At 52.5% G+C, this 13,705-nt stretch carries 12 protein-coding genes; 1 reads left to right on the top strand and 11 read right to left on the bottom strand.

Features of this window, described 5'->3' with window-relative positions:
• The 8 genes from FBQ85_15930 to FBQ85_15895 all read right to left on the bottom strand — a co-directional run.
• A partial coding sequence (locus tag FBQ85_15930; protein MDL1876638.1) for a patatin occupies positions 1–461 on the bottom strand: 461 nt, incomplete at its 3' end.
• A gap of 443 nt (positions 462–904) precedes the next feature.
• Positions 905–1,810 carry a hypothetical protein gene (locus FBQ85_15925; GenBank protein ID MDL1876637.1) on the bottom strand — a complete coding sequence of 302 codons (906 nt, stop codon included), beginning with the start codon at positions 1,808–1,810 and terminating at the stop codon, positions 905–907.
• 100 nt (positions 1,811–1,910) lie between these two features.
• On the bottom strand, positions 1,911–2,627 hold the full coding sequence (locus FBQ85_15920) for a hypothetical protein (protein ID MDL1876636.1): 717 nt from the start codon (positions 2,625–2,627) through the stop codon (positions 1,911–1,913).
• Entirely contained in the window at positions 2,627–3,091 is a 465-nt protein-coding gene (locus tag FBQ85_15915; GenBank protein MDL1876635.1) for a hypothetical protein, read from the bottom strand. The genes FBQ85_15920 and FBQ85_15915 overlap by 1 nt, the downstream gene beginning before the upstream one ends.
• Before the next feature lie 185 nt (positions 3,092–3,276).
• Positions 3,277–4,101 (bottom strand): hypothetical protein, encoded by an 825-nt coding sequence (locus FBQ85_15910; protein MDL1876634.1) that lies wholly within the window; start codon positions 4,099–4,101, stop codon positions 3,277–3,279.
• Positions 4,102–4,251: 150 nt separating this feature from the next.
• Entirely contained in the window at positions 4,252–6,081 is a 1,830-nt protein-coding gene (gene typA, locus FBQ85_15905) for a translational GTPase TypA (GenBank protein MDL1876633.1), read from the bottom strand.
• A 355-nt stretch (positions 6,082–6,436) separates the two neighbouring features.
• Positions 6,437–6,913 carry a DUF309 domain-containing protein gene (locus FBQ85_15900; GenBank protein MDL1876632.1) on the bottom strand — a complete coding sequence of 159 codons (477 nt, stop codon included), beginning with the start codon at positions 6,911–6,913 and terminating at the stop codon, positions 6,437–6,439.
• 80 nt (positions 6,914–6,993) lie between these two features.
• Positions 6,994–8,322: a T9SS type A sorting domain-containing protein gene (locus tag FBQ85_15895; GenBank protein ID MDL1876631.1), complete on the bottom strand. Its 1,329-nt coding sequence runs from the start codon at positions 8,320–8,322 to the stop codon at positions 6,994–6,996.
• A gap of 213 nt (positions 8,323–8,535) precedes the next feature.
• Between FBQ85_15895 and FBQ85_15890 the strand changes: the two genes are divergently transcribed.
• Positions 8,536–9,726 carry a serine/threonine-protein phosphatase gene (locus FBQ85_15890; protein ID MDL1876630.1) on the top strand — a complete coding sequence of 397 codons (1,191 nt, stop codon included), beginning with the start codon at positions 8,536–8,538 and terminating at the stop codon, positions 9,724–9,726.
• Positions 9,727–9,788: 62 nt separating this feature from the next.
• Here FBQ85_15890 and FBQ85_15885 read toward each other — a convergent pair whose 3' ends face one another.
• The 3 genes from FBQ85_15885 to FBQ85_15875 all read right to left on the bottom strand — a co-directional run bounded on the left by FBQ85_15885 (position 9,789) and on the right by FBQ85_15875 (position 13,660).
• Positions 9,789–10,973, bottom strand: a complete 1,185-nt coding sequence (locus tag FBQ85_15885; protein MDL1876629.1) for a hypothetical protein — start codon at positions 10,971–10,973, stop codon at positions 9,789–9,791.
• A 531-nt stretch (positions 10,974–11,504) separates the two neighbouring features.
• Complete coding sequence (locus FBQ85_15880) at positions 11,505–12,272, bottom strand: slipin family protein (GenBank protein ID MDL1876628.1); 768 nt, start codon at positions 12,270–12,272, stop codon at positions 11,505–11,507.
• 101 nt (positions 12,273–12,373) lie between these two features.
• On the bottom strand, positions 12,374–13,660 hold the full coding sequence (locus tag FBQ85_15875; protein MDL1876627.1) for a nodulation protein NfeD: 1,287 nt from the start codon (positions 13,658–13,660) through the stop codon (positions 12,374–12,376).
• Positions 13,661–13,705 lie beyond the last annotated feature (45 nt).

Raw genomic sequence — 13,705 nt, 5'->3', positions numbered from 1 at the left:
GAATGAACGCCCCACGTCAAGCGCGTCAGCAGCCGCATGATTCTTTGCCCCGCAATCAAACCGGTGGGAAGCTGCACATTGCGTTTGCGAATCGGAAAGCTGCCGATGTAACGGCCATCCCACGGCTTCTCTTTCATCGGCAAATCGCGGCGGGTAACCGCATCGTTGAATAGCGCCGCCCAATTTTCGCGTTTCACCAGCGTTGCCAGAGTATCGGCGTCATATCCGATGGCGTAAAGGCCGCCAATAATGCTGCCCATGCTCGTGCCGGCGATATAATCGACCGGCATGCCGATCTCTTCCAGCACTTGCAGCACGCCGATGTGCGCGAAGCCTTTCGCGCCGCCGCCGCTCAACGCCAGCCCGATTTTCACGCGCGCCGGCGATTCTTGCGTAAACGCCGCAGTTGCGACAAAGCAATAAATGAACAGGCCTAAGAAAAAATGGATTCCAACGGGCATTCGCATGATTGCACTATTTCAAAAAAGAGCGCAGATAAACACAGACGCACCGGAATTTAACGAATCATCTTGCCTTCCGGCATCTGCGAAAACCTGCGCTCAGAAATGGGTTAAACGGTTTTAGAAGTCAACTGCCTCCTCCACCTCAAAACTAGTGAAATGGAGGCGATGAAGCGCCTAGCTTTTCTTGCCGCTCTTCTTGTTTTTTTCTTGTTTGCTTTTGCGCTTGAGATCCTGGCGATGTGCGCGCTCATAGGTCTGGATGTCAACAAACCGGCCTTTGGCATCGCGCACAGCATACAGCTTCTTCCCGGAAACACTGCGGTGAGTTGTACGTCTCGTCTTGCCTGCCATATGCATCTCCTTCAGTGATGAATGATTGTATAATTGGCGGCTACCGCTTGCGCATACCCGCCACGAATTGAGTTTTGATCGCCAAAATATCACCAACGGACGCGTACGCCGCGGACATCGATATGCAAGAACGGGCCGTGTGCGGCTGTCGCGGGGTATGCTGACAAGCCACCGGCCAACTCAGGATAATACTTCTCGATATTATCCGCAAGAGCCAATAAGAAATGCGCATCATCGAGTGTGGTTTCGCCGTCGCCATTGAGATCGTCCATAAGATTGTTGCGATCGTGATCGACGAAGACATCCGCGCCGTCGCCATAAATGTGCCGGCTGTTGCCCGCCCGGCCGCGGCCAACTTCCCGGCTGTTGTATTGCGGCGTGCGAAACCCGGACATGATGTGCAGCCGCGAAGGCAGTTTGCGCTGATCCAGTTCTTGCGCCAGCAATTCCAGTTTGTCGAGCAAACTCATGCGCAACACAATGAATTTGGGCCAGACCTCGGCTTGGTCGTGCGGCAAGAAATCGCGCAACCTAAAACTTTTCGAGAGCGGCATCGTTTGATTCTCTGGCGTCACCTCGATGAATCCTTCCGGCAGTGATGTTCCTTTCTCGCTTTCGTCCGGCCAGCGGCCCATATGATATCCGCGCAACGAGGCTTCTCGTTTGGTTTTGAATGGCAGCAATGAGATAAACAAAAAACGCTGGCCGTCCGGCGTTACCAAATCCACCTGATGTATACCCGGTTCGTGCATCGCATTCAACAACGAAGCCGGAATCGCCGGCGCCAATTTTTGCGCTGCTGCCGGCAGGCCGATCATGGCATATAAGTTTCCACTAAAACCGAAATAACCTGCATGAGAAATGCTGGCATTTTCTTGTTGGTTATGATGGGGAACACCTTGTCCGGCCGTGGAAGATTCGAGGCGTCGTAGCAAGATCCAGGCGAAGATTCCGGCGCTTGCGACCAGTATGATCAATTTGACAAGTCGTTTCACGATTGCGCCATAAGTGGTTTCTATTTCGAGTTGGCCATCAAAAAAATGTCGTAGGTGATTCAACTTTGCAAGTGATCGTGTTGCCTCGCGGCTTTGCTTTTCATTCCTCACATAAATAATTTTGATTGACCCACCCGGAAAGATTCTGATACCTAATCGGCACCCACGTGTTGCCGCCTTGAGCGATACCGCTGCCGGTCACGCGTATGCCTTTCGCTGTTGGTGAGAGAGTTCCAACAATTGCCGCCGTTGCCCCGGCCGCCGCTCGCACGTTCAAAACGTCATCGGGCTGTACGTTGAAGATGCTGTAGTTTGCCGCCGTTTTGAGAGTACGCGTCGTAGCCGCAGATTTTGCGCCGCTTTGTGCCGCCACCTGCACCCAGCCTGAAGGTGGCGCATCGGCAGGCGGATCCGCACCGGTCGAGTTGATGCGATAATAATAAAGGTATTTGCCGTCCGCCGACCATTCGACGCGCGATTGTAAAATGAAATCCCAGCGCGCTGTAATCTTCTGCTTGGCGCTGCCGTCGGATTTGAAGAGAAAACCGATATTATCATTGCATTCATAACCGCATGCAATCGCGAGGAAGTAATTGCCGGAGGGAGAATACTTTACATCAAGCACGGAGAGAAAACCGTCTTTTTCCGCTTCGAGCAAAACGGCGCTGCCCAGCAAGAGTTTGGTGTAATCTTCACTGATTGCAGCTTTTGCCGGCGGGGTTCTGTCTTTTGGTGGGGGAATATGAGGGGGATGATTTTTGCCGGCGGGAGCGCAGGCGCAGAGTGACGCAACAACAAGCCAACTCAAACGACGCATTAATTGGCTCCTTTCATGGGCTGCATTTCATTAACCATCGTTTCAACCTCGCGGGGCAATTTGATCCTGGGACCCGGTTCATGGTACTCTGTCATGATTTCATTTACTATCAACCAGACGTGGATGCGGTTGCTTTCGATCTCGGCCAGGAATATCGCGGCCTCCGAGCCGCCGCTGTGCGGCTTATTGCCCGTGACATAAGCGACATTGCCGTCGGCGATCAGCGGCCCGGTCACCTGCATATTCACGAGAAATTCCTGGTAATGTTCACCAAGCAGTGCCCGCAAACGCCCTTGCAATGGCGGAATCTCCCATAGCTTGATTTCCGCGGGATACTTTCCCACAAAGTTTTTCAAGGATGCTAATGACGGCGCAGTCGCGAGTGCGGTTGCCTGTTCCGGGGGCGTTTGTTGCGAAGAGCATGCGTAGATACTCATCACCGACATCGCGAGCAGGATCGTCATGCGCCTCATGCAAACTCTTCCTGGAAAATTGCTGCGAAATTAATTCATGCTATTTCAACCAAGCTTCAAAATAGCATGAAATACTTTTAATGCAACCCTTTTCGTTGTCATGGGGCACGGCATAGAGAGAGTAATTTTTAAATGGGAGGAAGCTTAAAGGCGGGAATAACGTCAACGCATCGCGCTCACTTGACGCCGGGCAGTTGCCACGCTTCTTGCCGCCGGGCATACTCCTCTTGTGGCAGTTGCACCAAAATCGGTTTGGCCTCGTGTCTCAGCCATGTGATGATTTTTTGCATCTCGGCCTCTGCCATGGCCGTGCAGCCGGCCGTAGGCGCAACAGGATTCCCCCACACATGCAAAAAAATACAGGATCCGCCGCCCGGTTTTGCCGGCGCAATATTATGATCGACGAATACGCCAAGACGATAATCGACCGGGACGTTGTGCATTTTCTCAGAAGATTGCCAATCTGCGTTTTCCGCTTTTTTTCGGTCGATCAGGTGATTGTAATGTTGCGAGGCAGGATCATCAACGCATTCGAGCGTTTGTGTGATTTGTTGATAAGGAAAGTGCAGAGGTGCAAGCTCGCGGGCAGAAGGGAAACCGAACGCCGCGCTCAGCGCGAAAGCGCCAGCCGGGCTGCGACCGTCGCCCTCTTGCTTGATCGGGTGTCCCTGCGACGTACTGGCATGCAAGCCGCTGCCCCAGCCCAAACCTGAACGGCCGACGACGATGGGAATTCTATCATCGACGCGTTGCCACGGCGCGTTCTGTTTTTCTCGCTGAAATTTGTAGAGAAAACCTTCCGTCGCAGAATACGAGGGCGTGAGTACCAGCAGCAATTGCGTGCAGGAATTTGGAATGGGCGATGGTTGGGCAAGCATGAGCAAAAAGCTCAACGGAAACAGCACACAAGCTGTTTGCAAAAAAATTCGCAAGGCGGCGGCCGGCGTTTGAAAAAATTGACTGAATTTGGTGGCGGCCTGTTGTTGCCGTGAAAAATCCATTATCCTCTGTGCGTTTACCAAGCCAAAGCATTCATGCAAAGCCGCGAAGTTCGCAAAGGAAATTTTTAGGTGGTTCGCGCGCCTTCGCGACGTTGCGTGGGTCTTTTGAGCCGTCGTTTGTTGGTAAGACGAGGCGCTTACCGAAGCGATTTACGCCTCTACTTCCATGGCGCGTTTGCGTTGCGAGGCGCGTTTGTCGGCATCCAATTCCATCTTGCGCAGGCGAATGCTTTCCGGCGTGATTTCCACCAGCTCATCTTCGCCAATGAACTCGATAGCCTGGTCGAGCGTCAAAATTTTAGGCGGCCGCAACGTAACGGTGGAATCCGACGTCGAGCTGCGCATGTTGGTGAGTTTCTTCTCTTTGGTGATGTTCACGTCGAGATCGGTGTTGCGGTTGCGCTCGCCTACAATCATGCCGCCATACACTTCCGTTCCGGGCGCCACAAAAAATTCGCCACGATCTTCCAAACCAAAGCTGGCATAAGCCGTCACGCGACCGGCGCGATCTGCCACCAGCGCGCCGCTATTGCGTTGCGGAATCGCGCCGTGCCAGGGCGCGTAACCATCGAACAGCGTATTGAAAATGCCCGTGCCCTTTGTATCGGTAAGAAATTCGTTGCGATAACCGATAAGCCCGCGCGAGGGCATGCGAAATTCCAAGTTCACGCGGCCGCTGCCGTGATTGATCATGTTGGTCATGCGGCCTTTGCGCAGGGAGAGTTTTTCCGTGACGATGCCGATGAACTCCTCCGGAATGTCGAGGTAGAGATGTTCCATCGGCTCTTGAATTTGCCCGTCTTTCACATGCGTGATCACGCGCGGCTTGGAGGCCATCAGCTCGAAACCTTCGCGGCGCATGGTTTCAATTAAAATCGCGAGTTGCAATTCGCCGCGGCCGCAGACTTCGAAAGCATCGGCGCGATCCGTGGGCCGCACGCGCAATGCGACGTTGTTCAACACTTCTTTTTCCAGACGCTCGCGCAAATGGCGCGAGGTGAGATAGCGTCCTTCGCGACCGGCAAACGGACTGTTGTTTACCGAAAAAATCATCGCGACCGTTGGCTCATCGACGTTGATGCGCGGCAATGGCCGGGGATTCTCCGCGTCAGTAATCGTGTCGCCAATGTGAACGTCTTCAACGCCGGCAACGACGATGATGTCGCCCGCTTCGACGGCTTCAACCGGAACGCGCTGCAATCCCTTGAACGAATACAAAGCAGAGAACTTGACGATGCGGAATTCGTCATCTTCGCCGCAGAGCGTATAGTTCTTGCCCATCTCCAAAATGCCGTGTTTCAGGCGTCCGATCGCCAGTTGACCGACATAATCGTCATACGCGAGATTGGTCACGAGAAATTGCGGCAGCGCCGTGTCGTCTGCTTGCGGGGCAGGAATCGCGTTAATGATGGCTTCGAACAACGGAATCAGGTTCGTCGAGCCATCGCCAAGCAGGCGATGCGCTTCGGCTTTCTTGGCGTTGGTGTAGATAATGGGAAACTCGAGCTGGCCTTCATGCGCATCGAGATCGATGAAGAGATCATAAATCTCGTTGGTCACGTCTTGGATGCGCGCATCGCTGCGATCGATTTTATTGATCACAACAATGATGGGAAGCTGGGCCGCGAGAGCCTTCTTTAATACGAAACGCGTTTGCGGCAGCGGGCCTTCGCTGGCGTCAACCAGCAACAGCGCGCCATCGACCATGCTCAGTGCGCGTTCGACCTCACCGCCAAAGTCGGCGTGGCCCGGCGTATCGACGATGTTTATTTTGACATTCTTATACCAGATGGCGGTATTCTTTGCCATGATGGTGATGCCCCGTTCACGCTCAAGATCCATGCTATCCATAATGCGCTCACCGGTCACTTGATTTTCCCGGAATGTGCCGCTCTGCTTGAGCATACCGTCGACCAGCGTGGTTTTGCCATGGTCGACATGGGCAATGATCGCGATATTTCGAATGCTGTTTTTTGTCATAAACTAATCTATACTCCTGTTCACCAAATGGAAAAGTAATTTTTTCGAAAAATGACCCTGATATTACGAAAGAAAAGTCTGAATTGGAAGCAGTATTCTTGGTTAAAAGAAGAATTATCAGGAGAGAGATGAGAGACAAGATTCTATTTTATGCGGAAGACGAGCAGAACGCCCCCACGTTAAATCGGCGAATGAAGGCGCTGGTTCGGCATTCCTTCGCGGTTGATGAAAGCTGCGCTCGGCTCTTTGAGTTTTATGCGATGGCCAACACGGAATGGCTTGCTCACGTTTAAGGTTAACCGCCCGCTACAAGTTGATCAAAAGACATTTTGCCTGCCCAAGGGTTGCCACTACATCACGAAAAATGTTCGGGAATTTCCTCAGGATGAAATTCGATCTGCGGCAGCGGTTCGGGAAAAACCGCTGGCTGCGCTGGCGTGCGGATATACAACCGCACACGTTGCAACAGTTTTTCGACTTCGACGCCATAACAGCGGCCGGGCAATTGCGACAGTTTATCGACGCCCTTCTTGAGCTGGCTTTGCATGCCGGCAAAGTTGTGCATGCGAAAATGATAAAAGCCGGTTGCCAGATTGACCAGCCCGTGAAACAAATTGCGTTCGACCGCATTGCGGGCGTCCATCCACAATTCTTCAATCTCGTCATGAGCTTCAAAAAAATATTCGCGATTGAAGTAATCAATGCCGCGCGTCAGGCGTTCCCGCAGATTTTGATTAAAAAGACCCGGCAAGAATGTGCTCCGAATTGCTGATTTGGAAATATCACGACACGAAGATTCTCTTGCTCGAAAACCCCGAATAATCGTGAACATGAACTGATTTTTTGAATTCGCGTTTATTCGCGTTGCTTCATTCGCCGTTTGAACCGGAAAAAGCCTTTGAATTTCGTTTTCTAACGAACGAGAACCATTTTTTTGGTGTTAGTGAAATGCTCGGTGCGAATCGTGTACCAATAAACGCCGGAGGGCGCCGCATTGCCTTCGCGATCAATGGCATCCCAGGTAATCGTGTGTTCGCCGGCGGCGCGAGGTTGATCCAGCAGGTGTTCCACCTCGCGGCCGTTTACGTCGTGAATCACAATACTCACCCGGGCCGGCTGCAACAGCGTAAAGCGGATCGTTGTGCTCGGGTTGAATGGATTGGGATAATTTTGATCGAGTAAAAAATTTGAAGGCCTCTCATGATTGCGCTGCGTCACATTCGTTGATGTTGCCGTGTATTTGTAAACCGTATTGCCTACCGCATAACCGAGTGTGTCTCCCAAAAAGCGAATGCGATTCACGCGTCCACCAAAACCGGCGGATTGCCAGGTCTCTCCGCCATTCGTGGTTTTGTAAGTGGGATTGGAATTGTTGCCCCCAATCCAGCCGTTTTGTTCATCGACAAAGCCGATGCCTTGCACAAAATAATAACTGTTCGAAAACAGCTTCTCTTGCCAGGTTACGCCGCCGTCCATCGTTTTCAAAAAATAAATCGGCGTTTCACTGTTGCGTTGCAACGAGGCATAACCGACCCGGCGAGAGGGAAACGAAACTTTCCAGCACCATTCGCCGGTGCGCGCCGTGGCCAAACGTTTCTCCCAGGTTTCGCCGCCGTCGGTTGTGTATAACACCACTCCCCTTGAGCTGTTATGATTAACATTGGTCAAGCCGACGGCAATGCCAGTGTCGGGATGAAAGAAATAAACATCGATCAAGCCGGCGGCATATGCACTCATGTCTTTGGCGTGCCAGGTTCGTCCGCGATCCGTGGTTTTGGTGAAAAAAGCCGGGCCGCGCACGCGGCCAACAGCGCAAATAACGGAATCATTCACGACGTGCATGCCGCACAGGCCGCGCGGCTTCGGACCTTGAAAGGTTGATACCGGCGTCCAGGTTTGGCCGCCGTCGCTGGTTTGATATAGCGTCGTCGTGTCCGTCGCGCCAAATTCTCCAGGCCCGACATTTCCGGCCCAGCCGCGCAACGAATCGATGAAACCGATGGAACGGAAATGCGTAATGGCTTGCTCAAATTGTTTCTGCCACGAAAGTCCGCCGTTCGTGGTGCGATGAATCTGGCCGGAGCCGTTGACAATCCAGCCGCGCGTGGGTGTCACAAAGAAAACATCGTTGTAGCGTGAAATTGTCGGTACGTTGGTAAACGTTTGCCAGGTTTGGCTCAGTAGAGTTTGAAATGAAACGAACAACAAAAAACAAACAAACCAGCTTTGGGTTTTGTACACGGCCTTCTCCTGAATCTTTGTGTTAAAGTGATTTGTAGGGCAACGCTGCAATATTCTCCATTCAAGACACAGAGGCAAGCATTTTCTACAGATTCAAGCGAGAGTTTATCCCGGGGCCGGAAAATCGAATTTGATTTTGGCTGGCCATTTTCACATGTTACGATTGCGCGTCCGGCGTTTCGCTTTCCTCGCAATTTTAAACAAAGGCAAAAAATGCTGACCAAAACTTCTCCAATTTGGAATTATATGTCGCCTGCGGCGCTGCGCCGCCTGGCGCTGGCCGTGGCTTTGATTTTTGCGACGTTTGGCCCGCTGCAAACGCTGATGGAGCCGGTGTTGAACGAACTCGTTTGGATGCGTTTGACCTATATCACCTTGTTAAGCGCGGGAATGGCGGCCAGCATCATTTTATTCGGCAAAAAATTTCTGCCCCTGCTCTTGATCATAGCCCTTTTTACAGCGCTGATTGTGGCCTCCGCTTCCATCGAAGGCGCATGGCGCGGCCAGGCGCCGGCAAAAACAGAGTCTGTCACATTGACGCCAGCGCAGTTGAGCAAACAAAGGAATCAGCGTTTCGGCATTACCATGCTGGGCATTTTTTTCATTGCCGCCGGTTACGGCATGTTTATTTATGTTTTTGGAAAGGAGGTCGACAAACGCGCACGACTGGAGGCTGAGATCAGCCTGGCACAGAATATTCAAAAGTCATTGTTGCCCTCCTCGCCGATGCAAACCACATGGTGTGAAGTTGCCGGCCTGAGTGCGCCTGCGACAGAAGTCGGTGGCGACTATTTCGATATCATACCTCTGTCTCAAAACGAGGTGATGGTGGTGATTGGCGATGTTGCCGGGCACGGCATTGGCGCGGGTATTTTGGCGGCCATGACGAAAAGCGCGCTGCGCAGTCAGATCGAACATGAATTTTCCCCGCGCCAGGTTCTCGAAAATTTGAACAAGACGCTTTATCATCTCTCAGAAAAAAACGTGTTTGTGACGTTTGCCTGCCTACTGCTCAATAAAAATGAAGGTTTGATCAAACTGGCAACAGCCGGGCATCCGCCTGTTTTTCACTATGCCGCAGTCGCGCAACACGTGCAAGTCTTGCGTACGCCGGGTTTGGGTTTGGGTTTGCGGTTGGAGACGGCCTTCGAGGAGTTGGAATTCGCGTGGCAGGCCGATGACAGGCTGTTACTCTACACCGACGGTATCATCGAAGCGGCGAATAAAAGCGGCGAGCAATTCGAGGAAGAACGGTTGCGCGCATGCTGGCTGCAACATTTGTCATTGCCCGTGCACGACCTGTGTGAAACCGTGATAAATTCCGTGCGCGAGTTTGGCGGCAGTGAAGCATTGCACGATGATGTTACGGTGGTGAGTATTGCGATGAAAGAAAACGCAGTTTGAACAGGGTATTCTCACAGCGTGGACGCTAGGCGCGCGGCGCAGATCGCCTGCCTCATCTCGCATCAAGATTTCTTCAGCTTTTCCATATCTTCTTTGAGGCGTTGCTTGGCCGTATCCACCTCTTCCTGCGTCAATACTTCCGCCTGCGTCATGCGGTCCAGCCGCTTGAGATGATGACGGCACGCCTGCTCAATGACGGGCGTCGGTACAAAGGTATTGGCGCGCTTGAGCCAATCCAGCACATCCTTGTAACACAGGGCCAGTTTATCCTTGGGGAAATCGACGCGCACGAGATCATGAATATTCGAAGGCACGTGAACACCCTCCTCGCACAGCACAAGCAATCGTTGGGAATCGAGATGTCGCATCAAATAGCCCAGCTCGTGATAGACGTTGGGTTTGGTGAAGCGCTCGCCACTCAAGCTGGCAATGTCCATCGTCAGCAGGATGATTGCCAGAGTTGACTGCTGCAACCGGGCGTAGAGCTGGCGGGTCAAGAAATCACCGGAGGCGGCTTCCATAATATTGACGGAGATCAGCGGTTTCTCCAGGCCGAGTCCGAAATCCTGATCAAGGTATTCGAACATTTGGCGAGCCGAGCGGTTTGGGATATAGCGCTGATCCTTGCTTTTTTCCCAACTGCATGCGATAAACAGCGATTCCGAACTGGGTGTGGGAACAGGGTCGAGGCAGAAACGATCGAATAAGCGCGTCACCACGAAGCGCCAATGATTGAGATCGTGTTCTGTGATTTGCTTGTTGCGGCGCAACAAGCGCGCCACCTTTTTGGAAAAGTCGATTTGTTGTGGAGGCCGGATCTGCATGAGGCTATTGGGTACTCCGGCCTGGTAGTATGTTGCGTCTTCGCAGTCGAGCGTGGTGTCGTGATCCCAGAGATAACGAAAATGATCCTCGATGCCTTCGAATGCATCGCGATTTTCCTGGCTCTCGATTTGCATTAAGGGCGCTACGATGGCAGCCCTTTTGGCCAGGCGGCTTTTTTTGGCATTCAAATAAGCGTCACAGAAAATCGTGTCGTTGATGATTAGCATGCAGAGATCGGGGCTCATCGGCGTAAAGCGCACAATGATTTTGTTCACGGCGCCCGGCGTCCAACCGTACTTATCCACCCAGATCTGTATTTGTTCGAGGCCGTTGGTTTGATTGCGCACGAGGGCTGATTGAAAAAAAAGTGGTCTGATTGACCTGTTCGACCAGATTAAAATCTCGGAGATAGCGGGGTTCATCGATGGAGGAGCGATTGCGTGTGGATTCCGCCTGGATGCGGGAAACGGCGTAAGCAGAGTAGGGATAACAAAACAAAAAACGCATCTTCACAAAGCAGCCTTTATCATTCAAGATTTCGGCATTTTTGAAGATGTCCTCGAGACAATCCGCGACGCTGGATGAAACATACTCGCTCCCGGCATCCAACAGGTTGCTGGCTGCCAATCCCATGAAATCAATGCGGCAGCAATGCGAGAATTTCTTGCCGTCCGCTTCAACCGTCCGCGAAACCTTGACGGCTCTTGCCAGAAGCCCCATCGGGCCGACAATCGTGAGACGCTCACGCAGCGTTTTTAGATATTCTTCGTCGCGACGCGTTTGGAATAATCTCATCTGCCTCCCGGCGGCAACGTTTATTTATAAACTTTGTTTGATCAGATGAGACAGCCAATCCTGAAGAGATCAGAACGTTTTTGTCTTGACCTCTTCAGGGCAAAATCGTGTTGCTTAAAAAGACTCCGGCATGAGAAATCTCCCTCGGAAGTGCTTGCTCAAACCTTCTTCTGGTCCTTGCTGTCCAAGAAGATCTTGATCAAATCGATCGGCAACGGGAAGATGGTTGTGGAGTTGTGCTCGGAAGCGATTTCGGTCAGAGTTTGCAAGTAACGCAATTGCACCGAGATCGGGTCTTGGCTCATCACACGCGCAGCCTCAGCAAGTTTTTCCGAAGCTTGCAGTTCGCCTTCGGCGTGGATGACCTTGGCGCGGCGCTCACGTTCGGCCTCGGCCTGGCGCGCCATGGCGCGTTGCATCTCCGGCGGCAGATCGACATGTTTCACCTCCACCAAGCCGACCTTGATGCCCCACGGATCCGTGTGCGTGTCAATGATGTTCTGCAATTTGTCATTAATTCTTTCCCGCTGGGCGAGCAACTCATCAAGCTCGGCCTGGCCGAGCACGCTGCGCAACGTTGTTTGTGCAATCTGTGAGGTCGCAAACAAGAAATCCTCGACATCCAATACGGCGCGATTGGGATCGATCACGCGAAAATAAAGCACGGCATTGACTTTGATCGAAACGTTATCGCGCGTGATTACATCTTGCGGCGGCACATCCATGGCGATCAGACGGGTGCTGACTTTGACAAACCGTTCGACAAACGGAATAATCAGAACCAACCCCGGACCCCGCGCGCCGACATGCTTACCCAAACGAAAAACCACCAAGCGTTCATATTCGCGCACCACTTGAATCGCCATGGCCAGAATCATGATGCCGAACACGATCAAAAATATCATCCAAATCGGCAAGCCCATCATGTCTCCTCCTTACCTGTTCCAGTTTTTGAGTTAAAACGTTTTGCGGCACCAGACACGGTCAACCTGTCTTTGTGCCTGAAATTGTTTGCGCAACGACTGCCTTACACCTTTTCGACGGTGATCTGCAAACCCTCGACTAAAACGACTTTCACTTTTTCTCCTGCAGCAATCGGCGCGGCGCTTTTTGCCCACCAAATTTCACCGTGAACTCTCACTTTACCGTTGGGCGCGATGGGCGTTAAGGCTTCCCCGATTTCACCGATCATACCTTCCGCGCCTGTCACCGTTGGCCGGCGCTGCGAGCGCACCACCATGCCGATGGCAATAATAAAAAAGAGAGCAGTCGAGAGTGTTGCCGCCAGAATGACTTGCAGCGAGAGTTTCGCCACCGGTTCGAAATCGGTTTGGGGCTCTTTAAAGAGCATAAGAGAGCCGAGAAACATCGCGACGATGCCGCCGATGGTCAGCGCGCCGTAACTCGTCACTTTCACCTCCAGGATGAATAGTAAGACGCCGAACAGGATCAATAGCACGCCGGCCCAATTCACCGGCAACGTTTGCAGCGCATACAACCCGAGAATCAAAAAAATACCGCCCAGCACTCCCGGCAATACTGCGCCCGGATTCGACAATTCGAAAAAAAGGCCGTAGATGCCGAGCAACATAAAAATGTAAGCAATGTTGGGATCCGATATGCGGTCGAGCAGTTTGTGACGCCAGTTCATTTCCTTGATGACGAGGGTTGCGCCGGCGGTTTTCAAGGTATGCTTGCGATTTATCAATTCGACTTCGCGATCGTTGATCAGTACCAGCAGACTGTCGAGGTCGGGCGCGATCAAATCGATGACGTTCAACGCTAGAGCTTCTTTTGCCGTGATGGAAACGCTTTTGCGCACGGCATCTTCCGCCCATTGGGCATTGCGGCCGCGTTTTTCGGCAATGACCTTGACTTGCGCCACGGCATCGTTCGTGACTTTCTCGATCATGGTGTTGCTGGAATCCGTTTTGCCGCCTTCGCCGCCGAGGCCAACAGGATGCGCCGCGCCGATGTTGCTGGTAGGCGCCATCGCGGCGATGTGTGAGGCATAGGTAATGAAAACACCCGCGGAAGCCGCGCGCGCGCCGGTGGGAGAGACATATACCACGACCGGCACTTCACTCGCAAGCATCGCTTTCGTGATCAAGCGAGTGGATTCCATCAAACCGCCGGGCGTATCCAACTCAATAATCAGGCATTCGCGTTTTTCGTTAACCGCGTCGTTGATGGCATCGGTAATGTATTCCGCCGTCAAGGGATTGATCGCGCCGTTGATGCGAATAACGGCAACCGTGGTTGCCGCGGCATTTTTATCGTCGGCTGCAACAGCCGTTTGCAGGGCAGCGAGCAAGCTCGCCAGTATCCATAAAAATCCCAAGACATGTTTGCTCGAACG

Source organism: Cytophagia bacterium CHB2, from assembly GCA_030263535.1.
GTDB lineage: Bacteria > Zhuqueibacterota > Zhuqueibacteria > Zhuqueibacterales > Zhuqueibacteraceae > Coneutiohabitans.
This window is presented reverse-complemented; position numbering and strand designations above follow the sequence as displayed.